General features: G+C 57.9%; 19 protein-coding genes and 5 tRNA genes. 20 read left to right on the top strand and 4 right to left on the bottom strand.

Annotation, left to right across the window (positions count from 1 at the left end; all coding sequences use genetic code 11):
* Positions 1-83 precede the first annotated feature (83 nt).
* The 15 genes from NHH03_RS00560 to rplK all read left to right on the top strand — a co-directional run bounded on the left by NHH03_RS00560 (position 84) and on the right by rplK (position 12871).
* Positions 84-3209 (top strand): PSD1 and planctomycete cytochrome C domain-containing protein, encoded by a 3126-nt coding sequence (locus NHH03_RS00560; protein ID WP_253153678.1) that lies wholly within the window; start codon positions 84-86, stop codon positions 3207-3209.
* Positions 3210-3214: 5 nt separating this feature from the next.
* Positions 3215-4630, top strand: coding sequence for a DUF1501 domain-containing protein (locus NHH03_RS00565; protein ID WP_253153679.1), 1416 nt, complete (start codon positions 3215-3217; stop codon positions 4628-4630).
* A 112-nt stretch (positions 4631-4742) separates the two neighbouring features.
* On the top strand, positions 4743-5723 hold the full coding sequence (locus NHH03_RS00570; protein WP_253153680.1) for a dihydrodipicolinate synthase family protein: 981 nt from the start codon (positions 4743-4745) through the stop codon (positions 5721-5723).
* Between the two features lie 34 nt (positions 5724-5757).
* Positions 5758-6663 carry a hypothetical protein gene (locus NHH03_RS00575; RefSeq protein WP_253153681.1) on the top strand — a complete coding sequence of 302 codons (906 nt, stop codon included), beginning with the start codon at positions 5758-5760 and terminating at the stop codon, positions 6661-6663.
* Between the two features lie 29 nt (positions 6664-6692).
* Positions 6693-7514, top strand: coding sequence for a TrmH family RNA methyltransferase (locus tag NHH03_RS00580; RefSeq protein ID WP_253153682.1), 822 nt, complete (start codon positions 6693-6695; stop codon positions 7512-7514).
* Positions 7515-7590: 76 nt separating this feature from the next.
* Positions 7591-8391 carry an MBL fold metallo-hydrolase gene (locus NHH03_RS00585; RefSeq protein ID WP_253153683.1) on the top strand — a complete coding sequence of 267 codons (801 nt, stop codon included), beginning with the start codon at positions 7591-7593 and terminating at the stop codon, positions 8389-8391.
* 345 nt (positions 8392-8736) lie between these two features.
* Positions 8737-8809: transfer RNA gene (locus NHH03_RS00590), tRNA-Thr, on the top strand.
* Positions 8810-8907: 98 nt separating this feature from the next.
* Positions 8908-8989, top strand: a tRNA-Tyr gene (locus tag NHH03_RS00595).
* 83 nt (positions 8990-9072) lie between these two features.
* Positions 9073-9143: transfer RNA gene (locus tag NHH03_RS00600), tRNA-Gly, on the top strand.
* 10 nt (positions 9144-9153) lie between these two features.
* A tRNA-Thr gene (locus tag NHH03_RS00605) sits at positions 9154-9225 on the top strand.
* Positions 9226-9565: 340 nt separating this feature from the next.
* Positions 9566-10762, top strand: a complete 1197-nt coding sequence (gene tuf / locus NHH03_RS00610) for an elongation factor Tu (RefSeq protein WP_253153685.1) — start codon at positions 9566-9568, stop codon at positions 10760-10762.
* Between the two features lie 127 nt (positions 10763-10889).
* Positions 10890-10962: transfer RNA gene (locus NHH03_RS00615), tRNA-Trp, on the top strand.
* A 36-nt stretch (positions 10963-10998) separates the two neighbouring features.
* Complete coding sequence (gene secE, locus NHH03_RS00620; RefSeq protein WP_253153687.1) at positions 10999-11457, top strand: preprotein translocase subunit SecE; 459 nt, start codon at positions 10999-11001, stop codon at positions 11455-11457.
* 106 nt (positions 11458-11563) lie between these two features.
* Positions 11564-12292: a transcription termination/antitermination protein NusG gene (gene nusG / locus NHH03_RS00625; RefSeq protein ID WP_253153688.1), complete on the top strand. Its 729-nt coding sequence runs from the start codon at positions 11564-11566 to the stop codon at positions 12290-12292.
* 153 nt (positions 12293-12445) lie between these two features.
* Positions 12446-12871 (top strand): 50S ribosomal protein L11, encoded by a 426-nt coding sequence (gene rplK, locus NHH03_RS00630; protein WP_253153689.1) that lies wholly within the window; start codon positions 12446-12448, stop codon positions 12869-12871.
* A 312-nt stretch (positions 12872-13183) separates the two neighbouring features.
* Here the strand turns inward: rplK and NHH03_RS00635 are convergent, their stop codons facing one another.
* Together NHH03_RS00635 and NHH03_RS00640 are read right to left on the bottom strand one after the other, a co-directional pair.
* Positions 13184-13585, bottom strand: coding sequence for a hypothetical protein (locus tag NHH03_RS00635; RefSeq protein ID WP_253153690.1), 402 nt, complete (start codon positions 13583-13585; stop codon positions 13184-13186).
* 16 nt (positions 13586-13601) lie between these two features.
* Entirely contained in the window at positions 13602-14624 is a 1023-nt protein-coding gene (locus NHH03_RS00640) for a hypothetical protein (RefSeq protein WP_253153692.1), read from the bottom strand.
* 297 nt (positions 14625-14921) lie between these two features.
* Between NHH03_RS00640 and NHH03_RS00645 the strand changes: the two genes are divergently transcribed.
* From NHH03_RS00645 to NHH03_RS00655, 3 genes are all read left to right on the top strand, one after another.
* Positions 14922-16403, top strand: coding sequence for an aldehyde dehydrogenase family protein (locus NHH03_RS00645; protein ID WP_253153693.1), 1482 nt, complete (start codon positions 14922-14924; stop codon positions 16401-16403).
* A gap of 40 nt (positions 16404-16443) precedes the next feature.
* Complete coding sequence (locus NHH03_RS00650; RefSeq protein WP_253153695.1) at positions 16444-18411, top strand: YjhG/YagF family D-xylonate dehydratase; 1968 nt, start codon at positions 16444-16446, stop codon at positions 18409-18411.
* A gap of 243 nt (positions 18412-18654) precedes the next feature.
* Positions 18655-20349, top strand: a complete 1695-nt coding sequence (locus NHH03_RS00655; RefSeq protein ID WP_253153696.1) for a M28 family peptidase — start codon at positions 18655-18657, stop codon at positions 20347-20349.
* 63 nt (positions 20350-20412) lie between these two features.
* Here NHH03_RS00655 and NHH03_RS00660 read toward each other — a convergent pair whose 3' ends face one another.
* Positions 20413-21711 (bottom strand): DUF1501 domain-containing protein, encoded by a 1299-nt coding sequence (locus NHH03_RS00660; protein WP_253153698.1) that lies wholly within the window; start codon positions 21709-21711, stop codon positions 20413-20415.
* A gap of 10 nt (positions 21712-21721) precedes the next feature.
* Entirely contained in the window at positions 21722-23506 is a 1785-nt protein-coding gene (locus NHH03_RS00665; RefSeq protein ID WP_253153699.1) for a DUF1549 and DUF1553 domain-containing protein, read from the bottom strand.
* 431 nt (positions 23507-23937) lie between these two features.
* On the opposite strand from NHH03_RS00665, the gene NHH03_RS00670 reads away from it, so the two are divergent.
* Both NHH03_RS00670 and NHH03_RS00675 read left to right on the top strand, forming a co-directional pair.
* Positions 23938-24486, top strand: a complete 549-nt coding sequence (locus NHH03_RS00670) for a hypothetical protein (protein ID WP_253153700.1) — start codon at positions 23938-23940, stop codon at positions 24484-24486.
* Positions 24486-25472, top strand: coding sequence for a hypothetical protein (locus NHH03_RS00675; protein WP_253153702.1), 987 nt, complete (start codon positions 24486-24488; stop codon positions 25470-25472). The genes NHH03_RS00670 and NHH03_RS00675 overlap by 1 nt, the downstream gene beginning before the upstream one ends.
* Positions 25473-26556 lie beyond the last annotated feature (1084 nt).

The following is a 26556-nucleotide window of genomic DNA, read 5'->3' on the forward strand; positions in this document are numbered from 1 at the left end:
TCAATCCGGCGACGTGATTCGTCAAGTTGGTGCTACAATAGTGGGCTCCTCCGATTTCCTCCCACCCGCTTGCTCTGGCATCAATGAACATTCGCCTGCTACCCGTTTTGCTGGGCCTGCTAACCGTTTTGCTGGAGCTGTCCCTGTGCCCAACGGCACTGGCCGATCAAGTCGACTTTGCCAATGACGTGCGTCCGATCTTGGCCGACACCTGCTACCAATGTCACGGACCGGACGAGGAATCACGTGCTGCGGGACTGCGGTTGGATCGGCCCGACGAAGCCCTGGCGGTGATTGAACCGGGTGATGCCGCCGCCAGCGAATTGATTACCAGACTGCTCGCGTCCGATGCCGACCTGGTGATGCCACCGCCGGATTCCGGCAAATCGCTTCGCCCCGAACAAATCCAGACCCTGAAACGTTGGATCGACCAGGGAGCTGAATTTCAATCGCACTGGGCGTTCCTCGCGCCGGAGCGTCCAGCGATTCCCGTGGTCGAGACGGACGCGGCGATCAAAAACCCGATCGATGCCTTCGTCCAAGCCAAATTGCAAGCCACTGCAATCACACCGTCAGCCCCCGCATCGGCCGAAACTCTGATTCGTCGATTGTCACTGGATTTGACCGGCCTGCCGCCGGAACCTGCGTTGATCGACCAATGGGCACCACGTCTGCGTGGCGATGGTGATGCCGAAAGCGCAAACGCAGCGTACGCGCAGTTGGTCAATCACCTGCTGTCCTCGGAACACTTCGGCGAACGCTGGGCACGACTGTGGCTGGATGCGGCGCGCTATGCCGATTCCGATGGCTATGAAAAAGACAAACCGCGAGAGGCTTGGTTCTATCGTGATTGGGTCATCCGTTCGTTCAACCAAGACCGTCCCTACGATGATTTCATCATCCGACAAATCGCCGGTGACCTGCTGCCCGATGCCACCCAGGATGACCGCGTCGCCACGGGGTTCTTGCGAAATTCAATGGTCAACGAAGAAGGCGGCGCCGACCCGGAACAGTTTCGCATGGAGGCGATGTTTGACCGCATGGACGCCGTCGGCAAATCGATCCTGGGACTGACGATCCAATGCGCCCAATGTCACACACACAAATACGATCCGATTCAACACGAGGAATATTACGGTCTGTTTGCGTATTTGAATAACACGCACGATGCGATCATTCCCGTCTACACCGACGCCCAACAGGCCCAGGCGGATCAGGTCACCGCCGACGTGTCGAAACTGGAACAACAAATCAAAACGCAGATTCCCGATTGGCACGCACAGTTGATTGCCTGGGCCGACCAGGCGGCCCAGCGGTCGCTGCCGCAGTGGCAAACGCCGCCGCTGGAGTTTCTGGATCGGACGTTGGGCGGTTCCAAATTCTTGGAACAACCGGATGGATCCTATCTGTGCCAAGGCTATGCGCCGACGAACTTCCGACCACAGGCGACGGGAACCTTTGACGGCGATCGACTGACCGGCGTGCGGTTGGAATTGTTGACCCACCCGAATCTGCCTCGCAACGGTCCCGGCCGCAGCATCGATGGCACCTGGGCGCTCAGCGAAATCAGCGGCCAAGTGGTCTTGTCCGGAGCCCCCGACAAAGTGATCCCGATGAAATTCGGGCGTGCGGTCGCCGACCGTTCACCGCAAGTCGCCGAATTGAAACCTCGATACGACAACAAGAAAGACAACAAACGCACGACCGGCGGCATCGACTTTGCCATCGACGGCGACGACGCGACCGCCTGGACCAACGAAATCGATACGCCTCAGGCCAACCAGGACCAAACCGCCTGGTTCGAATTGGCGCAACCGATCGAGATTCCCGACCAACAAACCGCGACCGTCGAAATTCATTTGGCGCAGCGTCACGGCGGCTGGAACAGTGACGACAACCAGACCTTCAACATCGGCCGCTTTCGCGTGTCACTGACGGCGGATCCGATCCCAGAGTTCGCCCCGCTGCCAATCGCTGTGGCAGCCCTGTTGAAAAAGCCATCAGCCGACTGGTCTGCCGACGACACGGCGGTCGTGTTTTCACATTGGCGGACCACGCGGCCCGAACTGGAACCCATCAATCAACAGATCGATTCGGCCTGGGCGTCCTATCCGCGCGGCACCACGCAATTGACATTGGCATCGCGCAATCGACCGCGAACGACGTCACTGCTGCATCGCGGCGAATTCCTAAGCCCGGGTGTAGAAGTCCGACCGCATGTGCCGGATTTCCTGCACGACATGCAACCTAGCGATGCGCCGTCGCGATTGCAGTTCGCCAGATGGTTGGTCGACCGCGACTCGCCCACCACAGCGCGTTCGATCGTCAATCGCATTTGGCAGGCGTATTTCGGAACCGGATTGGTGGAAACCAGTGATGATCTAGGCACCCAGAGCAGCCCGCCGTCGCACCCCGAACTGCTGGATTATCTGGCGGTCGAGTTGATGGAAAATGGCTGGCGGCTCAAACACCTGCATCGTCTGATCGTCGGTTCGGCGACCTATCAACAGAGCTCGGATCTGACACCGGAATTGGCTCAGCGAGACCCCCAAAATCGGTTGCTCGCCCGTGCGGCCCGCTTTCGTGTCCCGGCGGAAACGGTGCGTGACATCACGCTTGCCGCTAGCGGATTGCTCGATCGCGAGGTGGGCGGACGCAGTGTCTATCCGCCGGCGCCGGAATTTCTGTTTCAGCCTCCGGTCAGTTACGGCCCCAAGGTGTGGGACGTCGCCCGCGATTCCCAGCGATATCGCCGGGCGCTGTACACGTTCCGATTCCGCAGCGTCCCCTATCCGATGCTAGAAAACTTCGATGCCGTTCCAGGAAACCTGTCTTGCGTGCGTCGCAGTCTGTCGAACACACCGATGCAGGCGCTGACGTCACTGAACGAACCGATGTTCTTGGAATGCTCGATCGCTTTAGCGGCTAAGACACTGGGCGAAACCCCGGACGCCGACGACGCGCAACGGATTGATTTTGCATTTCGCCGCTGCACCGGACGCCTGCCCACCGACAGCGAGCGCACGGTGCTGGTCGACTACTTGGATCGCCAACGCCAGCGGATTGCCGCCGGGGAACTCGACCCCGAGCAAATCATTTCGCCCGCGGCGCTATTGGATGTGCGCGATTGCCCGCCCGATCAACTGGCGGCCTGGGGGCTGCTGTGCCGCGTGATTGTTAATTTAGACGAAACCATTACGAGAGAATAAGTAGGATGAACTTGACCAACACCATCAGGTCGCGTCGCTGGTTCATGAAAGACTGTGGCGTGGGTCTGGGCGCGATCGCCGCGGCGCAAATGATGGCCGAGGAATCAACCGCTGCCCATCTGGCGACGGATCCCTTGGCCGCGCGTGCGCCGCACTTTCCCGGCAAAATCAAAAACGTGATCTTTCTGTTCATGGCCGGTGCGCCCAGCCATCTGGAACTGTTCGATTACAAACCCCAGCTGGCCAAGTTCGATGGCACGCTGCCGCCGGCCGAACTGTTAAAGGGCTATCGCGCCGCGTTCATCAACCCGAATTCGAAATTACTGGGGCCAAAGTTCCAGTTTTCACGACACGGAAAATGTGGTGCGCAAATCAGTGAAATCCTGCCGCACACCGCGCAGGTCGCAGACGATTTAACGATTGTGAAATCGATGACCACCGACGCCTTTAACCACGCGCCGGCGCAAATCATGATGAACACCGGATCGCAATTGTTCGGCAAACCCAGTCTGGGTGCTTGGACGCTGTACGGCCTGGGCAGCGAGTCCAAAGACCTGCCAGGATTTGTCGTGTTCAGCAGTGGTAAGAAAGGCCCCAGCGGTGGCAACAGCAATTGGGGCAGCGGTTACTTGCCGACCGTCTATTCCGGCGTGCAATTGCGCAACGTCGGCGATCCGGTGCTCTACCTGTCCAACCCCAATGGTGTCGACGGCCGCGCCCAGCGCGATGCTCTGGATGCCATCACGGCGCTCAACCAGCAACACTTGGCGGCAACCGGCGACCCAGAGATTGCCACGCGAATCAGTTCCTATGAAATGGCCTATCGGATGCAAGCGTCCGCGCCCGAATTGATGGACTTGGGCGCCGAATCGCAGCAGACCCTCGATGCCTATGGTGCCGATCCCGACAAACCCTCGTTCGCCAAAAACTGTTTGTTGGCGCGTCGATTGGTCGAACGCGGCGTGCGGTTCGTGCAACTGTTTCACGAGGCTTGGGACCAACACGGTGACCTGGTCAACGGGTTAAAGAACAATTGCAAGGACACCGACCAGGCCTGCGCGGCGCTGATCCAAGATTTGAAACAGCGGGGCATGCTGGACGAAACACTCGTGATTTGGGGCGGTGAATTCGGTCGCACACCGATGGTCCAGGGCGGGGGCGGCGACGGCCGCGATCACCATCCCAACGCATTCACGATGTGGATGGCCGGTGGTGGGATGAAGCCCGGCGTGACACTGGGGGAAAGCGATGATTTCGGTTTCAACGTGACCGCCGACAAAGTGCACGTGCGCGACCTGCACGCGACGATTCTGCACCAGATGGGATTCGACCACACACGGCTCAGCTACAAGTTCCAGGGACTGGACCAACGGCTGACCGGTGTCGAACCGGCGCGAGTGGTGACCGAACTGATCGCCTAGCTGAAATCCAGCGGTGGATGATCGCCGCTGGTCGATCAATTCGCTGCACCATGTTGTCGGCGTGAACTATGCTTGACCATTCGCGCCCGAATTCCTCCGATTGCCACAACGAATGACTCAACCGATCTCCGGAATCCTGACCCCCAACATCACGCCGGTCGATCGTGCCGGTCGTGTCGATGAAGACACCTTGCGCAGCTATGTCGATTGGTTGATCGACAAAGGCGTCGATGGGTTGTATCCCAACGGCAGCACCGGTGAATTCATCCGATTCACAGCCGAGGAACGACGGCGGATTGTGCAAATCGTGGTCGATCAAACCGCCGGCCGAGTACCGATTTTGGCCGGGGCGGCAGAAGCCAACGTGACCGAAACGATCGCGGCCTGCGAGGCTTATGGGGCGATGGGCGTCCGCGCCGTTGCGATCGTCGCACCGATCTACTACCGGTTGTCCGACCAAGGCGTGTATGCCTATTTCCGCGAGATCGCCGACCACGTCTCCGTCGATGTCACGCTTTACAACATTCCATTGTTCGCGTCACCGATCTCCGTGGACACCGTTGTCCGCTTGGCATCGGAATGCCCCCGCGTGATCGGAATCAAAGACAGCTCGGGCGACCTGCCGAACATGATGCGAATGATCGCTCAAATTCGTCCGCTGCGGCCCGATTTCTGCTTCCTGACCGGCTGGGATGCGGCCCTGGTGCCGATGCTGATTGCCGGTGCCAACGGCGGCACCAATGCCACCAGCGGTGTGGTGCCCGAGTTGACGCGCGCGATCCATCGCAGCGTGGTCGCCGGCGATATCGATCAAGCGATGAAACTGCAGTACCAACTGTTGCCGCTGTTCGACGCCATGATTTCGGTCGGCGAATTCCCCGAAGGCTTTCGTGCCGGGGCGCGGTCGCGCGGTTGGGATCTGGGCCCCGGGCGGGTCCCGTTGTCGGATGGACAAAAAGACGCGATCGCACAAGCCCAACGACAGATCGACGACCTGTTGCAAGACTTTGTAGAATCACCGACGCCGAAACAATCTCATCTGGCAGTCGAACAAATTGTGCAACAGGTGCTGTCGCAATTGAAATCGAATTGATGGGAATCCAACCCCCTGCTTTTTAGAGCCATCGATGCAAGCCTCTTCCGCTGTGGTGAAACCGATTCTTGCGGTGCTGGTGGTAGGGTGCTTGCAATCCCCGGCGGCCGCTTGGGAACCCCACAGCCAAGCCGTTGCCAGTGGCGAGAAATCACTCAAGCTGGACGACAAATCTCTGGACGAATGTAGCGGGCTGGCATTTTCCGGCGTCGATCCCAATTGCATCTGGTCCCATAACGATTCCGGCGACAAAGCACGCTTGTATGCGTTTGACGACCATGGCAAGGATTGCGGACGAATCACGCTGTCGGGTGTCAAAGCAAACGACTGGGAAGACATGGCATCGTTCAACGATGGCGTGCCCCGGTTGCTGGTGGCCGACGTCGGTGATAACGACCGAGAGCGAAAATCGGTGTCGCTGTATTTGTTTGACGAACCCGATCCGCACAAGAAACACAAGGTCAAGCAATTTCAACAGATCGTCGTCCGCTACCCAGACGGCCCGCAAAACTGTGAATCCGTCGCCGTCGATCTCAAGCACCGTCGCATCCTGCTGTTCGGCAAATCGCCGTTGCTGGCGACCATGCATCAAGTCCCATTGCCCGACCGACCGACGCCGAGTGAGCGAGCGGATTCGCCAGACGTGATCCAGATTCAGGCCACCGCGCAGCCGCTGGGGCGGGTGGCGATTCCGTTGGCGACCGGGATGGACCTGTGCCCGGTGACCGGTGACTTGTGGATTGCCGGTTACCTGCACGCCTATCGCTATCGGTTGCAACAAGGCGTTTCACTGCCGGCACGCTTGAGCCAGTTGCCGGAAATGATCGAGCTGCCAAAACTAAAACAAATCGAAGCGATTGCCGTCGACCCCGCAGGCCGTGTGTGGGTGACCAGCGAAGGCAAACCGGCTCGACTTCAACGTGTGCTCACCGACCATTGACCAAGCCAACTGAGTGAGCGCCGCGAGCCTTGAATGTTCTCGAAATCGAATCGGTCGATGACCCACGCCTGGCCGACTACCGCAATTTGTCCGCCCGGCCATTGGGGCGGGTGACCGGTGAGCCATACTTTGTCGTCGAAGGCCAATTGATCGTCAGCCGGTTGCTGTCCAGCGACTACCACGTTCGCTCGGTCGTGGTCCAACAGGGCCGTGACTTGGACGTCATCGGCACACCCGATGACGATGTGCCTGTTTTTCATTTGTCGCGTGATCAGATTCGCCAGCTGTCCGGTTTCGACTTCCATCGCGGATTTTTGGCCAGCGCGACGCGCCGTGACTATTGCGACTGGGACCGGTTTGCATGCGACCCGGTTTCACTGGCGCTGTTGCAAACAACCGACATGCAAAACCTGGGCAGCATGTTGCGATCCGCGGCGGCGTTCGGAATCAAACAGGTGTTGATCGACGACCAAACCGTTGATCCCTACGCGCGACGCACGATGCGAGTCAGCATGGGAGCGGCGCTGGGGATGCAGTTTTTCAAGATGTCCGATCCCTTGCAAACGTTGGCGATGCTGGCCGACCGAGGAGTGACCAGTTTGGCCGCCACGCTGGCAGCGGACTCGATCCCACTGGATCAATTCCAGCGTGGATGCGATCCGGTGGTGATCCTGATGGGCAACGAGGCCAACGGATTGCCGCCAAAAATCCAGCGTGCCGCGACGCGGCGGATTACGATTCCGATGCATCACCACGAGGACGCCGACCGGCAAGTCGACAGTCTGAACGTCTCGGTCGCCGCGGCGATTGTGATGCACGAGTTGTGCAAGCGATCCAAGGGTCCGGTTTGAGCTAGACTAGGACCCAAGCGGAACATAAGTGGCATCGGTTTCCAGCCCGTGTCGAAGCCCCAGACCGAAACAAATCATGCAACTTCATTGCCTCGGGACGGCCGGGTACCACCCCAATGAGCACCGGCACACGAGTTGTTATTTCCTGCCTGAATCGGGAATCCTGCTCGATGCCGGTACCGGGCTGTTTCGATTGCCGCCGCTGATCCAAACCGACTCGCTAGACATCCTGATCAGCCATGCGCATTTGGATCACATTGCTGGTTTGACGTTTTTGCTGGACGTGCTGTACCAGCGACCGGTCCAGCAGTTGCGGATTTGGGGTGAACAAGAAAAGCTCGACGCGATTCGCCAACACCTGTTCTGCGACTTGATCTTCCCGGTCCAGCTGGACGCCCAATGGTGTCCGCTGGACGGGCGGCAACCCCTAAAAATCGGCGGGGGACCGGCCGGCCCGGCCACCGTGACCTGGCGTGCCCAACAGCATCCCGGTGGCTCGCTGGGTTTTCGCCTGGACTGGGAACGCGAACCGGCGCGGACGCGATTGCTGTATTTAACAGACACCACCGGCGACGACAGCCAGGCCGCGATCGACTGGTACCGCGGCGCTGATTTGATGCTGCACGAGTGCTACTTCCCGGCCAGCCATCGGGAATTGGCGATCAAAACCGGGCACACCTGGACGCAGCGGTTGGCCGAGATCGCTGCTGCGGCCGAACCGGCGGAACTGATCATGACGCACGTCAATCCGCTGTCGGCGGACCCCGAATCGCTGTTGGCCGAAGTCGCGGAGCGATTGGCAACAACCGGCGTGGTGCCGCGACTTGCCGCCGAACCGAGTTGTGTGCAATTTGGGCACGATTGCGGCGGAGCGTGAAATCCGCTGCGCGAGAATTTTTCTAGCGAGGCTTTTTGAGGGTGTGATTGGCCTCTGGGCAGAGTGAAAAAGAGCCCGGATTGGCCCCTGAAATCGACGATCGGCCTCATGTCGCCGGGAAATTTGGCCGAATGTATTGCTTCACGCAGTGAACCGCACGGCAGCCGAATGAGTCTGGTTGGCAGATCCGCCTTCAGAAACTTCGCAAGGTTTGCGGCCGCCGGAGCTCAAATCCGACTTGCCCCAGACTGATCCGTCGCTAAACTCTGCGTTTTCCTGACTTGTTGTCGTGGCCACCACAAGGTTGCTGCGGGTGATGGATTAGGTGCAACAGGCGGTCGATTCGCCAGCGTAGCTCAGTTGGCAGAGCAGCTGATTTGTAATCAGCCGGTCGTGGGTTCGAATCCCTCCGCTGGCTCTGATGCGGCAAATTGCCGTGACAGACCCTTTCGCACCCTGGCACCCATCGCACCCGAATGACCCTGGGGCAGACGACGAGACGGGAACAATACAAATGGGAGTTTGCCCGAGTGGTTAAAGGGGGCGGACTGTAAATCCGCTGGCTACGCCTACATTGGTTCGAATCCAATAGCTCCCATCAGACGAGGATGAAACGGAAGGCGAATGAATGACATCATTCAGCTTTCATCCCGTCTGCACGACGTTCGCCTTCCAACCCCAGCGGGTGTAGCACAATGGTAGTGCAGCAGCCTTCCAAGCTGAATACGAGGGTTCGATTCCCTTCACCCGCTCTGCTAGAGCGCTGCTGTAGCTCAGTGGTAGAGCACTTCCTTGGTAAGGAAGAGGTCATGGGTTCAAGTCCCATCAGCAGCTTGCTCCTTGCGGGCTAGAAATCTGGAAAGTTGGCGTTGAAGTTGCCGATTTTTCCCGATCAGCAATTGCAAGGGACGCGACTATTCGCAACAACTACGCACCCGCATCGGTGACGGTGTTTTCTGGCACTCTAGCGGGACATGCAAAGCTACAAACCGGTGCGTCCGAGGTGGGCGTGTTCGGAAACGATTTTCTGTCTGTTTAGAAGAACAAGTTTGATTGTCGCGACTGCTAGGTCGGCGAATCACTGTGGGTGTGAACACGGTCGCCACTTCAGCGGGCTCATCAGGGGCGTATCTCCAGAAGAGTAGCGAAACAATCGAACGCAGGTGAATTTGAAATGGCCAAGGCAACATTTGAACGGACCAAGCCGCACGTCAACGTCGGCACCATTGGGCACATTGACCACGGTAAAACAACAACGACCGGAGCCATCCTGGCTGTCCAAGCCGCTAAGGGCTTGGCCAAAGCAAAGGGCTACTCGGATATCGCCAAGGGCGGTACCGTTCGTGACGCAACGAAAACGGTAACGATTGCCGTTGCTCACGTTGAATACGAGACCGCCAATCGTCACTATGCCCACATCGACTGCCCCGGGCACGCTGACTTTGTCAAAAACATGATCACCGGTGCCGCCCAAATGGACGGTGCAATCCTGGTCGTGTCGGCAGCGGACGGCCCGATGCCGCAAACCAAAGAACACGTGCTCCTGGCTCGCCAGGTTGGTGTTCCTTACGTCGTGATCTACTTGAACAAGTGCGACCTGGTCGACGACCCAGAATTGCTGGAGTTGGTCGAACTGGAAGCTCGCGAATTGCTTAGTAAGTACGACTTCCCCGGTGACGATGTCCCCGTCGTCCACGGTTCGTCACTGCCGGCATACAACAATCCTTCGGACCCAGAAGCCAGCAAGTGCATCTCGGAACTGATGGACGCGTTGGACGAGTACATCCCCGAACCTGTCCGTGAAGACGACAAGCCATTCTTGATGGCCATCGAAGACGTCTTCTCGATCGAAGGTCGTGGTACGGTTGCTACCGGCCGTATCGAGCGTGGTGTGGTCAAAGTCGGCGAAGAAGTCGAAATCGTCGGTCTGGGCCCCAACCCGATGAAAACCACTTGCACCGGCGTCGAAATGTTCCGCAAGGAAATGACCGAAGGCCGTGCCGGTGACAACGTCGGTTGCTTGCTGCGTGGTGTCAAACGCGAAGAAATCCAACGTGGTCAAGTTTTGGCCAAACCGGGTTCGATCACACCTCACACCAAATTCGAAGCCGAAGTCTATTGCTTGAGCAAAGACGAAGGTGGACGTCACACCCCGTTCTTCAGCGGTTACCGCCCCCAGTTTTACTTCCGTACCACGGACGTCACTGGAACGGCCAACCTGGAAGGCGCCGACATGTGCATGCCCGGTGACAATGTCAAAGTCACCGTCGAACTGCACAAGCCGATCGCAATGGATGACGGTGTTCGCTTCGCTATCCGCGAAGGTGGACGTACCGTCGGTTCGGGCGTTGTGACTAAGATCATCGAGTAGTCCGTTGGGGCTTCGGCCACCACGAACTTGATGGAAAACATCGCGAGAACCAACGAACCGCCTGTCGGCTCGTTGGTTCTTTGCATTAAACTACCGGTGGCCCGACAGTCGCGTCGGACCATCGCCCAGGAGTGTAGCTCAATTGGCAGAGCACTGGTTTCCAAAACCAGCGGTTGCGGGTTCAAGTCCCTCCACTCCTGCTTTTTCGACAGATCACGCTGTTTAGGATAGATCGAGTGTCCCGAGACATCGCCGGAAGCAAAACGAACACCCCCACCGGTGACAGTTCGCTCGCCAACGAACTGCTACACGCTGCCGTGTACAAACCCAACCAAGGACGCATCGTCCGCCAGTTGACCGCATTGGCCATCTGGCTGATCGTGGCCTTGGGCGTATGGCGTTTGTATGCCACCCTCACCGATTCGACGTCCAACATGGTCGTTGCAGTCGGCATCCCGGCAGCCCTGCTGTTGGCCGGGTTGTGGATCGGCTATCGATTGATCAACTGGCCTCGGTTCGCCGACTTTTTGATTGCCGTGGAAGCGGAAATGAAAAAGGTGACCTGGCCCAGTCGCGACGAAGTCAAACGCGCTTCGGTCGTGGTGATCGTGACGATCGCCATCCTGGCTATTTCGCTGTTCCTGTTTGACGTGTTCTGGCAAGCGTTTTTTGACGCTCTGTGGGCAACGGCCTAACACGACCGCTGTCACATCGCTCGCTGACGCCGAGACTCACCTTTCACCCAGGCCGCTAGGGCTCACACCCACTGCCTGAATCAACGCCGATCTCTACGACCTCCCAATGACTGACGACCCTAAATCCGCTACTCCCGACGAGACCGAATCGATCGACGAGTCGAACGAAGTGATTGCCGGCGAAGGGTCCATCGACGGCGAAACGGTGCAGGACAGCCCAGTGACCGAATCGACCGGCGAAGTCTTTCTCGATAGCGATGACGACGACGATGACAATGGCATCGGCGTGAATGTCGAAATGGATTGGTACATCCTCAAGGTCGCCTTCAACCGCGAAGATTCCATCGCCGACGCTCTGCGCAAAAAGATCGTCATGGAAGGCATGGAAGAATTCTTCGACCAAGTCGTCGTGCCCAGTGAAGACGTTGCCACGTTCACTCGTGACGGCAAAAAACGAATCAGCAAACGGAAACTGTTGCCCGGTTACATCATGGCCCGGATGGCCATCAACGATGACACCTGGTTCTTGGTCCGCGAGACCGGCGGGATCAGCGATTTCACCGGGTCGGCCGGAAAACCGATGCCGATGGACCCGCTAGATGTTGAACGATTCATCAACCGACCGGTCGCCGAAGACGAAGAAGAAGCACCGATCAAAACTGCGATCCCCTTCAAAGTCGGAGATCGTGTTCGCGTCAAGGAAGGAAACTTCGAGAACCAAGAAGGCGACGTCGATGCGGTTGACGAGGCAAACGGCCGAATCACCGTGATCATCAATATCTTTGGTCGCAGCGTTCCCATGGAACTCGACCATTGGCAAGTCGAACCGGTGTAGTCACCGCGTTTCAATCCATCCACTTTCAATCTCCCTTTCCCTTATTGCTGCCGACCCTAACACTCGCCCCGTCACCAAACGATCAACGCTTCACGAAAGCGGATTGAAAACGGGTCAGCGAGACGTCACAGCGAGAAAAGCGTTTTCAAGATCATGGCAAAACAAGTCACTGGACAAGCAAAGTTTCAAGTCCCCGGCGGCCAAGCAACCCCGGCACCCCCGGTCGGTACATCGCTCGGTAAATTCGGCGTTAACTTGGGCCAGTTCGTCCAAGCATTCAACGACCGCACCAAAGAATACAATGGCACCCCGATTCCGGTGATTGTCACGGTCTACAACGACCGAAGTTTCGATTTCATCACCAAAAGCCCACCCGCAGCATCGCTACTGAAGCAAGCCGCCGGAATCGCCAAAGGCAGCGGTGTGCCGCACACCAACAAGGTCGCCACCGTGACCCGTGCCCAGTGCGAAGAAATCGCGACCAAAAAAATGGCTGACCTGAACGCGCGCAGCATGGACCAAGCCGTGCTGATGATCGAAGGCACCGCCCGCAGCATGGGCATCGATGTCGAAGGCTGAATGAGAGACGACAGTCAACGCTGGAGTTCACGCTTCAGCGTGTCGCACGTCTTTTCTGTAGCCGGTCTCTCGCTGAAGGCCGGCGCTTCTAACTCTTGAAGTTGCGCTTGCGCGTAAGGCGTTGGTTTTTAGTAGCCCGACGCGTCAGTTTCGAAGTTGCGCATTCGCGTGGAGCATTGGTTTTTGGTAACCCGAAGCGTCAGCGAGGGATCCCATTCACACTCTAAATCCCTCGCTAACGCGTCGGGTTGTGATAAAAGCGCAGCTTCAAAATGCGTCAGCGAGGGTTCCGATGAAGCCCCTCAACGCGGTTCAATCCTGACTCCACAGCGGACGCCGTTGACTCTCCGGCAACAGTTTTCGATTGACTCGTTCCGGGTCCTGCTGACTCCATGTCTCGCGCATCGCTCCGGCGATCACTTCACGCGTGTTAGACTTGTCTTGCCAACGAATCAAATAGCCATCGCCACCGAACTGACGGCGCGGCAATTGTGAGGGATCTTTGATCAACCGCCACGCTCGGACTTCGAATTGGCGATTGCGCCGCGACCAGTCATAGAAGACGACTTGGCGGAACACTTCGCGGCCATGATCGTCTAGAAAGTGGTTTAACTCGACGAGGTCGACTTTGGCCCGCGTGGTGCTGGGCGAACGATGGCTGGCCGGTAAAGTCGCCGCGGTGAAAATCGCAGCGAGCGAGAGGATCAAAGCCATCGGTCAAACCTATTTGTTAGCGATAGAAACTTCCGTCGGTGCCCGTGCTGGGGAAACCACCGCTGACCGGATAGGAGCTTGCTCCCGAGGTACTTCCGGGTGCATAGCCGCCCCCGGCGCTTTGGCTCGCCGCACTGGTACGTGGCGTCAACGCCGCGCTGGCAGTTGAAAAGGATGGACTAGACGCCCCGGTCGAAACCGTTTTGGCTTCGGTTGTCACCGGCGGCAGCGACGCTTCGGTCGGCGAGGTGACCTTGGGTGTAAAGGGTTGCGGATTGGTGGGCACCGAGGCCGACGGCGAACCGCTGGACAGCATCGATTCCGGCAATGAGAAACCACCGGCTGAACCGGACGGACTGGTTGGCGCAGCGGACGATGCGGTTGACGGCATGGCGTAACCGGAGCTCGCGCTTGAGGCGGCGAGGGATTCGCTTGCCGTGGTGCTGGGCACTGGATAAGACGTCGGCAGCGAGTATCCGCCAGCGCTATTGCTGGATACCGATGCGGGTGGTGGAGCCATGGGTGCTGTCGATTTGGTTCCGAATTGGTATCCCGCCGGCACCGCTGGCACGCTGGCGTTTCCGTCTGCCGCAGCACCGGTTGGTTTGCTGTACCCGGCCAAACTGCCGGTGGTTCCCATCGTTGCCGGCCGACTCGCCGCGATGTTGTACCCATTTGCCTGGGCAGCAGCCGGGTTCATGCCACTGGCAGCAGGCTCCGAGGCGGACGTCCGCGCAATATCAAACCCGGTGACCGGCCCGTTGGAACTGGGCCGGGTTGCTGCGATCGCAGCTGGATCGGGTGTTCCCGCGGTCCCACCGACATTCGATGCGATCGCCATCGGTGTCGCGGACTCACTCGGTGGCGCAGGGTAGGTCGTGGTCGGTCCATTGCCGGCAAGCGTTTCGGCCGACGGGGCGCTGCGACTGCTGAACAGATTCCATTTCGGCATCGCACTGCGACAGCCCGACGAGGCAACCACGAGGGTCACACATCCAGCGGCCAACAACTGTTGCTGTAATTTTGTTCGTTTCTGCATCCTTGCAGCCTTTTGTCGACAATTAGATTTTCGCGCACCGACACGGTTGATCGGCGATCGCCACAGGCCGACTCGATTAAAATTCGGAAAAATCGTTGCAACTAGCACAACAGGTCGCTTTGATCGTCTTCTGGCCTCTGGCATTGGCAACCCTAAAATGCTCGATCGAACGGGGTCAATACCAGTTCCTTTCCCACCCGACGGATGTGATCCGTTACAACAAGATTAGGATCCCTGCTTCCCCCGCTCGCACATCCCAACATTCCCCAACTGTTTGATAATCCGCACGAGGTCGCAATGAGTACCACGCTTTCAACCGCACCCAAATCGGCCAGCGAAGTGAAGGTCCAGCACACCGAATGTTTTATTGATGGCAAATGGGTTCCCGCAGTCAGTGGCAAGACCTTTGCCACTATCAACCCGGCGACTGAGCAGGAGATCGCACAGATTGCCGAAGGCGACGCGGCGGACGTCGATGCTGCTGCCAAAGCGGCGCACAAGGCATTTGAGTCAGGGGATTGGCCGCAGATGGACGCCCGCGATCGCGGCCGCCTGATGTACAAGTTGGCCGATCGGATGGAGCAAGAAATTCATGCATTGGCAGCACTGGAAACGCTCGACAATGGCAAACCACTCGGCGACAGTCTGGCAGCCGACCTGCCGTTGGCCATCGACGCCATCCGTTACTACGCCGGTTATGCGGACAAATTGCACGGCAGCACCATTCCGATCCGCGGCAATTACTTGTGCTACACCCGCCGTGAACCGATCGGGGTTGCCGGGCAAATTATCCCCTGGAATTTCCCGCTGTTGATGTTGGCCTGGAAATGGGGGCCCGCTTTAGCAGCCGGCTGCACGATTGTGATGAAGCCCGCCGAACAAACGCCGCTGACCTGTTTGCGGATGGCCCAGTTGGCGAAAGAAGTCGGATTTCCCGATGGCGTGATCAACATCGTTCCTGGGTTTGGCCCCACCGCCGGAGCCGCTTGTGTGAAACACCCGCTGATCGACAAGATCGCATTCACCGGTGAACATCGCACCGCACAAATCATCACCCGTGATTCCGCCGACACGTTGAAACGATTGACGTTTGAACTCGGTGGAAAAAGTCCCAACGTGGTCTTCAACGATGCTGATTTGGATGCCGCCGTTCAAGGCGCTTATATCGGGCTGTTCTTAAACCAAGGCCAATGCTGCTGTGCCGGCAGTCGTGTGTTTGTACAAAAAGACCGCCACGACGAATTCATCGAAAAACTAACCGCGTTGACATTAAAACGAAAAGTCGGTGATCCGTTCGCCGCCGATACCGAGCAAGGTCCCCAGGTCGACCGGGCACAGTTCGACAAGATCATGTCGTATATCGACAAAGGCAAATCCGAAGGTGCCAATTGTGTTGCCGGTGGAAATCGAGTCGGCGACAAAGGTTTCTTTATCGAACCGACGATCTTTTCCGGCGTCAGCGATGACATGGCGATCGCCACCGATGAAATCTTTGGTCCGGTGATGAGCGTGCTGACGTTTGACGACAAAGAGGATATGATCCGCCGCGCCAACAATACGTTTTATGGATTGGCGGCCGCGGTTTGGACGCGTGACATCTCCAATGCCCATGAATTTGCCGCCCGTGTTCGCGCCGGCACGATCTGGGTCAATTGCTATGACGTGTTTGATGCCGCCGCGCCGTTCGGCGGATTCAAGATGAGTGGCTATGGGCGGGAGCTCGGTGAAGAGGGACTGAAACCTTACACCGAATCGAAAACCGTCACCGTCAAACTGTAGCCGACCTTTCCCACGCCCTCCTTCCCCCCCGTTTCACTTCGTGCCATCTTTTTTCGACACGCCCGCTGATCCCGACGCACTGGTCACCCATGCGGACGGGCCGGCGGGGACGCTGCCACTGACCGATGAAATCTTGCGGACCTGGTCATCCGGCGACATCTTTGGTTTGACGCAAAGTGTGGGGATGGGATTTGATCCCCGCCGCGTGTTGGGCGATCAATATCTGATTCTCAGTACCCAAGGCGGACTGCGCGAGAACGACGGCACGCCGTTGGCGCTGGGGTATCACACCGGGCACTGGGAAATCGGATTGCTGGTTCGCGCCGCGGCCGAACAATTGACCGAGCGCGGGGCGGTGCCGTTCTCGGCCTACTGCAGTGACCCCTGTGATGGTCGCAGCCAAGGCACCCGCGGCATGTTCGATTCGCTGCCCTATCGCAACGATGCAGCGATTGTGTTTCGTCGATTGATCCGCTCCCTGCCGCGCCGCAAAGCCGTCATCGGAATCGCTACCTGTGACAAAGGATTGCCGGCGATGATGATGGCACTGGCCGGTGCCAAAGATTTGCCCAGCGTGCTAGTGCCTGGCGGAGTCACGTTGCCGGCAACCGTGGGCGAAGACGCTGGCAAAGTCCAATCGATCGGCGTCCGCTACACCCGTGGCGAAATGTCGTTAGAAGCAGCTTCACTGGAAGGCTGCCGCGCCTGCGGGACTCCCGGCGGCGGTTGTCAGTTCCTCGGCACCGCGGCGACCAGCCAAGTCGTTGCCGAGGCATTGGGCATGACCGTGCCTCACGCCGCACTGGGTCCAAGCGGCGGCCCCATCTGGACACAAATGGCACGCGATGCCGCTGACGTGGCGATCGAAATGGTTGCCAATGGTGTCACACTTGGTGATGTCCTGACCGACGATTCACTATACAACGCGATGCTGATTCACGCCGCGGTCGGCGGCAGCACGAACCTGTTGTTGCATATCCCCGCCATCGCCGCCGCAGCCGGTCTGAAACGACCGGACGCCGATGCGTTTCGAGCCATCAATCAATCGGTGCCGCGATTTGTAGATTGCTTGCCCAATGGTCCAGCCGGTCATCCGACGATTCGATTCTTCTTGGCCGGCGGTGTTCCCGAAGTCGCATGGCATCTGCGTGAACTGGGATTGTTAAAATCCTCAGCGCGGACGGTGACGGGAATGACCTGGGACCAAATCCTAGACCAATGGAAATCCAGCGACCGTCGTCAGTTTTGTCGTGATCGACTACACGAGTCCGATGGGGTGGATCCGGATGATGTGATCGTTCCGCCCAGCCAAGCGGCTGCCAAAGGTTTGACGCCGACGGTTAGTTTTCCGGTCGGAAATCTGTGTCCCGAAGGATCGGTGATCAAGGCAACGGCGATCGATCCCTCGGTCATCGACCAAGACGGCGTCTATCGCAAACGCGGTCCTGCCCGCGTCTTCACCAGTGAACGAGATGCGATCGCAGCGATCAAAGGCCAACTGGGGCCACCGATCGTCGCCGGCGACATCCTCGTCTTGATCGGACGTGGCCCCCTGGGGTGTGGAATGGAAGAAACCTATCAAATCACGTCAGCGCTGAAATACCTGTCCGATGGCAAGCATGTTGCCTTGATCACCGACGCCAGATTTTCCGGCGTCAGTACCGGTGCCTGTATCGGGCATGTCGGACCAGAAGCGTTGGCCGGTGGTCCGATCGCAAAGGTACGCGATGGTGATGTGATCGAAATTGAAATTGATCGCAACAGTCTGGACGGACGTGTGGAATTGATCGAATCGATCGACGGCGTGCCTGCCGATCAGCTGCTTTCACAGCGCACGCCGCATCCACAGTTGACCGTCGAATCGGAGATGCCCGATGACACTCGATTGTGGGCGGCTCTGCAACAAGTCGGCGGTGGTGCGTGGGGCGGATGCATCTATGACGTCGACGAAATCATCGACACGCTGAAAGCCGGTTTGGAAGCCAAAGCAAACGCAAACGCTTCCTAAATCGCGAGTGATCGGGGATGAATGATTGAAGTTACAGCTTTATCACAACCCGACGCGTCAGCGAGTGATTCAGGGTGTTAACGGGATCCCTCGCTGACGCGTCGGGTTACCAAAAACCAATGCCTGACGCGAAAGCGTAACTTCAAACCTAACGCGTCGCACTTGCGATCAAAGCGCACTCAGCACCCTTCGTTCTGCCGCACCCGGGCATATCAATCACAAACACACCCTGGGGTTTGTTCGATGAAGACGAGTGTTTCGATCGGATTGGCAACACTCGCCTTGTTTCTCTCGATCGGCTACGGGTGGTTTCAATATCGCGGTCCCACTCCACTGGGAATCGATGCGCCGCCACATCAACCCGCGGCCGCGCGCATGCGGCAGACGTTGGTCGACCTGTTGGGGACTCCACCGCAATCGCACGTCACTGGCACCGCCGGCGGCGAGGCTTTTCTAAAACGTCTGGAAACCAAGATTCAATCGTTCGGTCTTGCAACGCAGCGGATCGAGATCCCTTGGGACCCGGCGACCATCGAGTACTTTCCAACCGGCCAGATTGATCTGCTGCCAAAAGGAAGCCTGCTGAACAACCTGCTGGTGACGATCTCTGGCCGCGATCCCTCCCTGGCACCGCTGCTGGTTGCCACCCACCACGATTCCTGTCGCTGGGGACCCGGTGCCGGAGATGCCGGTTCGGCTGTGGTTGCGCTGGTTGAACACATTCGTATTCTGTCGCTGCGACAGCCACAAAGGACGGTGCACTACCTGTTTACCGATGGCGAAGAGTTTGGATTGTTGGGGGCGAATGCGATCGCGGCAGAAAATCCGCGCCCCTTTCGAGATCCATTTTTCGTTCTGAATTTCGATGCCCGCGGAACCAGTGGTGGTGTGCCGATGTTCGAAACCGCCACCATGAACAACGCTTGGATCGGTGCTCTGGTCAATCACCTGGCTCGGCCCAAGATCACTTCATCGCTGGCGGTCACCGTCTATCGTTCGCTGCCCAACGCAACGGATTTCCATGTCTTTCAAGGCAAGCTGGGATGGGCCGGATTCAATTTCGCAACCATCGGTAGCGCGCACCACTACCATCAACCCAGCGACCGTCCAGAAAACATAAGCGATCGGACACTACAACACATGGGCGATCATTTGTTCCGCATGCATCAAGCGTTTGATGCAATCGATGCGGAACAGGCCCAGAAAATCAGACAACAGAACCAACAACATCCCGCCAACGCCGTCTTTTTCGACCTGTTCGGCAGTGTCGTGATCCACTTCAGTGAAACCAATCAATTGATTTTAGCGATCTGTGCTGCGGCGCTGCTGGCTGGATGCCTGATACGATACCGACGGCCGCAGTGGTTCGGGATGTTCGCGGGGACCATGCTGAAGAATCTAATCGCGATTGTCGGTGGCAGTCTGGTGGGATGGGCCGCCCACTTCATTCTTGCAACAACGCCATGGGTTCAACTGCGATACACCCCTGTCGATCTACCAGCCGGATTGCTGACGCTGGCCATTTCTTTCTTAGTCGCGACATGGATCTTGGAACGACAACGCGGATCGTCCGCTACAGCGACAGATTCTGGCGACGTCGGCAGCGATTGGATTTGGTGTCTCAATGGCTTGCTGGGATTGATTCTGGCAATCGTCTTGCCGGGAGGCGCCTACTTGCTGATTCTGCCCAGCTTGGCGTATGCAGCGGTTCGGCTGACCACCGGACATCGGATTGCCTCGGCCTCGTGCGGCTGGACGGTTGCCGTCGTCATCACCGGTCCACTCTTGGTGCTATTGGTCCAATCGCTCGGCCCATGGCATCAACCGATGTACGCGACGATCAGTGGCCTGTTGGCGGTGCTCGCAATGACAACATGGAATCGAAATAGCCAGGCATCCAGGCGGACGTTGGATCGACGGAGCGATCCACGACATTGAGCCTGTGGATGGGACAGGCTGAAGGTTGAACTCCAACAGTGTGCGGCCAACCGCAACGAGTTTTTATGCCAGTAGTGCTTGGATCGGATCGCCGTCGCCGCCGATTTTGAACGGGCGACCGTTGGGGGCAATCTGTTCTTTATTCAGTGGCAAACCGGCTGCGGCAGCGATGGTCTTGTTGAAATCGCTGACCGACACATGATCTTTTGCCACCGAAAATCCTGTCTTGTCACTGGCGCCGTAGACTTGGCCGCCCTTGATACCGGCCCCCATTAACAGCGAACAAAATGCACCGGGGTGATGGTCGCGACCGGCGTTGACGTTCAGCGCCGGCTTGCGGCCGAACTCTGTTGTCAGCACGACCAGTGTTTCGTCTAACAAACCACTGCGATGCAAGTCCTTTAATAGAATACCGAGTGCGGTATCAAGTTGGCTGGCACGTTCATCCAAACGGCCATACAGGTCTTGGTGCATGTCCCAACCGCCATAGGTGACTTCGACGAATCGGGCACCACCTTGAACCAATCGTCGAGCCAATAAACAACCTTGGCCCAGCGAGTTGTTGCCATAGGCCTCGCGCACCGCTTCCGGTTCCTGTTTGATGTCAAACACCTTCAAGTAGTCGCTGCCCATCAGATTCCGAGCTTCGTGATAAAGCTGGTTGTAGGCTTCGATTTTTGTATTCGACCGATGCCCCGTCTGAAAAGCGCTGTCGAACTTGCTGGCCAGCATCAGCCGGCGTTCAAACATCTCGTCGGGCAAGTATTTCGGCAACGTGATGTATTGAATCCCAGCGCTGGCATTGGCCACGGGTACCGGCGACAGAGCAGGGGGCAAGAACCCCGCTCCCGGATGCCGGTTGGCGGCACCGATCACATAGTTTCCTGGCAACTCGCGGTTCAATCGCCCCTGTTCGGACAACATCCAGCCGCCCATTCCGGGATGCTGGATGCTGTTGAGTTTCTTGTAGGCGGTCCGCATCAGGTACTGGCCTTTCTCGTGCGCGCCGGTCTCGGTGCTCAGCGAACGCACCACAGAAATTGCGCCGGCAAGGTAGGCGAGCTTTGGAAAACGGTCACCGTAGGCGATGCCGGGGACGCGGGTTTGAATCGGTTTGGTTTCACCGGCTTCTTCCACACCGGATTTCGGATCGAACGTGTCCAGGTGCGTCATCGCGCCTTCCATGAACAGATAGATCACATGTTTCGCTTTGCCGTTGGCGACTTCGGCGGCCTTGGCTTCGCCGAGCGACAGCATCGAACCGGATCCGATGGCACCGGCGAACGACACGCCCAGACATTCTTTGGCAACCGAGCGCATGAACCCGCGTCGGTTTTCGTTGCTCATTTCAGGAAGTGACATACTGGAATCCTTACTGGATGAAAAGAAACTCGCGGGTATTCAGCAATGCCCAGATGATGTTGCCGTAGCCGACGTTGTCATTGGTCATCCGTGAAAGCTCTTTGGCAGCCAACAGGCGGTCTTTGCTCGCCGGTCGCCTGGCCAAGACGCTTAGAAAAATGGCTTCGACACGATCTCGCGTTTGTTCAATCGCCAACACGTCGTCCACGATGGCCGACCCGGGCTCCAACATCACATGGGTGATCGGGCCATTGAACATGGCCAAGATCTGTGGCACCGTGGCTTCGGTTTCGGAACCATCGATCGTTTCCCGATCACTTTGACCGAACTGGCGCAGGAAGTGATCCGGTTTTTGAGGCGCCGGCAACTCGCTGGCGCGACACAACACGTTGCCTTGATAGGCATGTTGGTTCAGCGATCGATTGTAAGCCGCCAAGAAATAGGTCTTGGCAAATTCTTCAGACTGCGATTTGGCCTGGTCAAACGTCAGCGTGGAAAAGTCGACATCCAGATACGGTTTCAACTGGTCTGCGCCGGGACGTTGAAAGGGCATCGAGTTGCGAACCGCCAACGTCAACATCGAATCCCAAACCTGTTCGGCCGTCATTCGCCGCACGATCGGGCCGGGAAAGTAATAGGGCTCGCCACTGGTCAGCTGATAATCCGATGCGGATCGCTGGTAGGTTTGCGAGTACAGAATGATTCGTGTCAGATCGCGTAGGTTGTAACCCGAGCGGACCAATTCTTTGCCCATCATCGCCATCGCCGGTTCATTGGCACACGGGTGCTCGTCACGAAAATCATCGATCGGTTCAACCAACCCGACTCCCAAGAATCGCTTCCAAAGCCGATTGACGATTGTATTGCTGAACTGTTGGTTGTCCTCGCTGGTCAGCCAAGCGGCAAATTGATGCCGCGGTGATGCCTGTTTGGACTTAGTCGGCACCTCGCCCCATAGCACCGCTGGCTCGACCACCGATTTCGGTTTGGCATCGTCATAGGCGTAGTCGTGCGGCAATCGCAGATTTGTTTTGACCTCCGAAACGTTGTACGTGTTGGCGCGGACCATGCGTTGAAATGCGCCTGGCACTCGACCTTTGTCGTAGTGTTTTTTCGCCTCGTTGATCAATTCGTTTGCCGGGTTGCCTTTGGTGAAACCCGGGTCGCCCTTCTTGATCCGTGTTCGCGTCCCGGCCGTGTAAGCCGCCAGTTCATAGAATTGGTACTGGGACCATTGATCAAACGGATGGTCATGGCATTGTGCACAGCCGATCTGCGTCCCCAGGAACACACGGACGGTGTTGTCCACATAGGGCAATGGCATGCCATCGTCACGCAATTGAAATCCCGTTGCCGGATTCTCCCACACCTTGCCTTCGGCCGTTAACATTTCGTAGACCCATTGGTCGTACGGCATGTTGGTGCGAATCGCATCTTTGACATACGCCAAGAACGGATCCAGCACGATGTTGGGTTGTGGTCGCTCGCGCAACCGCAGCGTGTCGGCCCAAAAGTTGTAGGTGTTGCTGACGTAGTCCGGGCTGCTCAGCAACTGGTCGATCAACTCGACTCGCTTGTCAGGGTTGTTCGACTCGAGAAACGTTTTTGCCTCTGCCAGCGTGGGGATTCGCCCGGCGACATCCAAATAGATACGACGCAAAAACACTTCGTCGCTGGAAAGGGCGTTGGGTGTCTGCCCCAGTTCGGTCAGTTTGGACTCGATCAGATTGTCGAGCTCGGCGGCGGCCAATTCCAACTCCGTGCGGCGACTGGCCGACACGGGTTGGATGTCCATCAAATGCGACGGCGTGTTCCGAACGCTTTCCGGCAATCGAATTTTTGGCGCTGCGGGCTTCTTTGGCTTGTTCTTGTTTGGGCGCTGCGCGACAACTGGAGTGGCAATCAGCCCCCCTCCGACCAATGCAACCATGACGGCCCGAATGATTGTCCCCCGCCAAAGGCAGCCAGACCAGGAAACTAGCAATTGCGACAACATCAACGCACGCCTGAACAGAAAGTAGAGAAGCAACCCAATCGATGTTTGAACGCTGTTGGGCAGCGTTTGTACCCCAGTTTAGCTTACGGGAAGCTGAATCCCCGATAAGACTTAGGACGCAAATTTGGGGCGGATGTGATTTTGGCGACAAATGGCGGGTTTGCGACGCTGCCGCCAGGACAACCAAATCGTCTTTCGGCTGAGCGTCGGGCTTTGCTACAACCCCCTCTATGCTGGGTGAATTCAAAGTAAACCGATGTAGCCGCAAGTGTTACGCCGAAAAACGACCGCTGAAAGAAGGCGAGTGGTACTACTCCGTCGTTGTCCTGAAAGACGACGATTATGAGCGCCGCGACTACAGTGCAGCTGGCTGGGAAGGCCCGCCGGAAGGCAGCCTTGGTCACTGGAAATGCCGTATGCCGGTCGCCGGCGACAAGAAACTGGTACTGGCACCGCGCGAGGTGTTGATCGATCTGTTGCGGCAGATGGAAGACATGCCCGAACGCGCCAAAACACGCTACCTGTTGGCGCTGATCTTATTGCGTCGTCGATTCGTGACGTTGACCGATGCGCCGCTCGACCTACCAGAACTCCCCGAACCGGTGGACTCGGACCAGCCGCCGATCAAATGGATGCACGTGGAAGTCGTCGCTGATGGGACGACCATCAGTGTCATGGAATGCCGCATTGCCAAAGCCGAAGCACAGTCGCTGAATGAATCGTTGAACGAACTACTGTTTTGCGAAGCCAGCGAAATCGAAGGGGAGTCGGACCATTGATGAAATCTCAATTCGCAACGATGCGAGCGCTGACGTGGATTTTGATCTGCAGTGTTGGATTTGTTTCCGGCGGAGCGACGTGCGCGCGGCGTGAACCGGTGATGGCTCTGCCCCCACCACCGCCTGTGCTAGGGGCGACCCCGGCGTTGGTCGATGTCGTTGCCGCGGTGAATCGCACGTCGGCTATTCGAGAATTGTCCAGTAACAGTGCCACGGTCGACGTGCTGTCGATGCCCGCGCTGCCAAAACTCTCGGCGACACTGGCATTGCGCAAAGAACGTGAATTTCGCTTGCGGGCCAGCCTACCGATTGTGATGGGATCGGGACTGGATATGGGCAGCAACGATGCGTTGTTCTGGTTCGAAGTCCCCGAAGGAATGGGCCGCACGCTGTATTTTGCCCATCACGAACAATATCGCCAACAACTTCAGCGAGCCATTTTGCCCGTCGACCCGACTTGGGTGATGGGTTCGCTGGGGCTAACACAACTGGACGCCGCCAACGTCGTACAAGGCCCTGTGATGCGGCCCGATGGAAAACTGGAACTGCGCAGCACAGTGCCGATGCCATCGGGAACCTACCAGCAGGTCTGCTATGTCGATGCGCAGAAAGGCCATGTGACCGACCAATTCTTGTATTCACCATCGGGTGCCACGATTGCCGAAAGCCATGCCTGGAACCACCAGTACTATGTCGACCAACAGTGCTCGCTGCCGCACAACGTCAAACTGATACTCAACCCGGCGAGTGGACCTCCGCTAGAACTGCAGATCGACGTGGGAACGTACGCAGTCAACCAGATTCTGAGCGGAGACCCGAATCTGTTTGTGATTCCTCAAGGTGCCAACAACGTGGTCGACCTGACAACCATTGGTCCGGTCAGCGGAACGATCGTGACCCCGGCGAGCTATCGATCCGCCGGCAGCCAATCTGAGAACCTGGGTCCGATGCCCTATCGCGGTCTGGTTGAACCACCGAGCCCCTAAGTGTTGAAGTTGCGCGTTTCATCACAACCCCACGCGTGAGCTTTGAAGTTGCGCGTTTCATCACAACCCGAGGCGTGAGCGAGGGATTTAGGGTGTTAACGGGATCCCTCGCTCACGCTTCGGGTTACCAAAAACCAATGCCCCACGCAAAAGCGCAACTTCAAACGAAAGTGCCAGGGGGAAAGCGAAAGTGCCAGGGGGACAGAGCACTTTCCGGATGAATCGATGTCTCGGGAAATGCAAGCATCGGCTGCCGCTGCGACTGGCAATGCTATGTCCCCGACGAAACGCCGCTACTGGTAATGCTATGTCCCCGACGGAACGGCATGTCCCGACTTAACGCCAGCGGCGTGATACAACTTAGCCTAGGGTCAGGTTGTGCGAGCGCAGCGAGCAAACCGCAACCCTAGGTTGCGAGCACCGAAAACGCGTTCCCCCCGTCGGGATTCGGCGGCTTCGCCGCCGAATCCCGACAGGGGGAAAACGGTGACCTGTTGACCCGGGGTTCCTGTCGAACCTGCCTCCAGCAGGCTCGACAGTGACCCCGGGCTAAGCTATTGAACGCCGTTGGCGTAGCGAAATACCGGGGGGACAGAGCACTTCCGCCGACGAGTCGATGCCTCGGGAAATACAAGCATCGGCTGCCGCTGCGACTGGCAATGCTATGTCCCTGACGGAACGCTGGGGCGGCGACGGGGGGGGTTGCTGCGGAGTCTGAACCGCGGCCGGTTCAGCTACAGGAGATGCCAGGGGACAGAGCACTTTCACGGATGAATCGATGTCTCGGGAAATGCAAGCATCGGCTGTCGCTGCGACTGGCAATGCTATGTCCCCAACGGAACGCTATGTCCCCGACGGGGTGAGCGTTCGTTGAACCGCATCTTGCGGTCGGGAACTCGATCGGTTAGCCGCGTTTGCGGCGGAGACGGTTTCGGCGGCGCCGACGGTCTTTGCGATCCCGTTCTTTTCGCCGGATCTCGTCGATCTCCCACTTGTTCTCCGGATGATCTGCGAGCCAGCGATCCGAGGAAATACCAGGGGGACAGAGCACTTCCGCCGACGAGAAATACCGGGGGGACAGAGC

This window comes from Stieleria tagensis, assembly GCF_024129865.1.
Lineage (GTDB): Bacteria > Planctomycetota > Planctomycetia > Pirellulales > Pirellulaceae > Stieleria > Stieleria tagensis.

What these genes read in the sequence shown, in the direction of transcription:
- NHH03_RS00560 (WP_253153678.1), top strand. Translation starts at nt 84, where the DNA reads ATGAACATTCGCCTGCTACCCGTTTTGCTGGGCCTGCTAACCGTTTTG.
- NHH03_RS00565 (WP_253153679.1), top strand. Translation starts at nt 3,215, where the DNA reads ATGAACTTGACCAACACCATCAGGTCGCGTCGCTGGTTCATGAAAGAC.
- NHH03_RS00570 (WP_253153680.1), top strand. Translation starts at nt 4,743, where the DNA reads ATGACTCAACCGATCTCCGGAATCCTGACCCCCAACATCACGCCGGTC.
- NHH03_RS00575 (WP_253153681.1), top strand. Translation starts at nt 5,758, where the DNA reads ATGCAAGCCTCTTCCGCTGTGGTGAAACCGATTCTTGCGGTGCTGGTG.
- NHH03_RS00585 (WP_253153683.1), top strand. Translation starts at nt 7,591, where the DNA reads ATGCAACTTCATTGCCTCGGGACGGCCGGGTACCACCCCAATGAGCAC.
- tuf (WP_253153685.1), top strand. Translation starts at nt 9,566, where the DNA reads ATGGCCAAGGCAACATTTGAACGGACCAAGCCGCACGTCAACGTCGGC.
- nusG (WP_253153688.1), top strand. Translation starts at nt 11,564, where the DNA reads ATGACTGACGACCCTAAATCCGCTACTCCCGACGAGACCGAATCGATC.
- rplK (WP_253153689.1), top strand. Translation starts at nt 12,446, where the DNA reads ATGGCAAAACAAGTCACTGGACAAGCAAAGTTTCAAGTCCCCGGCGGC.
- NHH03_RS00635 (WP_253153690.1), bottom strand. Translation starts at nt 13,585, where the DNA reads ATGGCTTTGATCCTCTCGCTCGCTGCGATTTTCACCGCGGCGACTTTA.
- NHH03_RS00640 (WP_253153692.1), bottom strand. Translation starts at nt 14,624, where the DNA reads ATGCAGAAACGAACAAAATTACAGCAACAGTTGTTGGCCGCTGGATGT.
- NHH03_RS00645 (WP_253153693.1), top strand. Translation starts at nt 14,922, where the DNA reads ATGAGTACCACGCTTTCAACCGCACCCAAATCGGCCAGCGAAGTGAAG.
- NHH03_RS00655 (WP_253153696.1), top strand. Translation starts at nt 18,655, where the DNA reads ATGAAGACGAGTGTTTCGATCGGATTGGCAACACTCGCCTTGTTTCTC.
- NHH03_RS00660 (WP_253153698.1), bottom strand. Translation starts at nt 21,711, where the DNA reads ATGTCACTTCCTGAAATGAGCAACGAAAACCGACGCGGGTTCATGCGC.
- NHH03_RS00665 (WP_253153699.1), bottom strand. Translation starts at nt 23,506, where the DNA reads ATGGACATCCAACCCGTGTCGGCCAGTCGCCGCACGGAGTTGGAATTG.
- NHH03_RS00670 (WP_253153700.1), top strand. Translation starts at nt 23,938, where the DNA reads ATGCTGGGTGAATTCAAAGTAAACCGATGTAGCCGCAAGTGTTACGCC.
- NHH03_RS00675 (WP_253153702.1), top strand. Translation starts at nt 24,486, where the DNA reads ATGAAATCTCAATTCGCAACGATGCGAGCGCTGACGTGGATTTTGATC.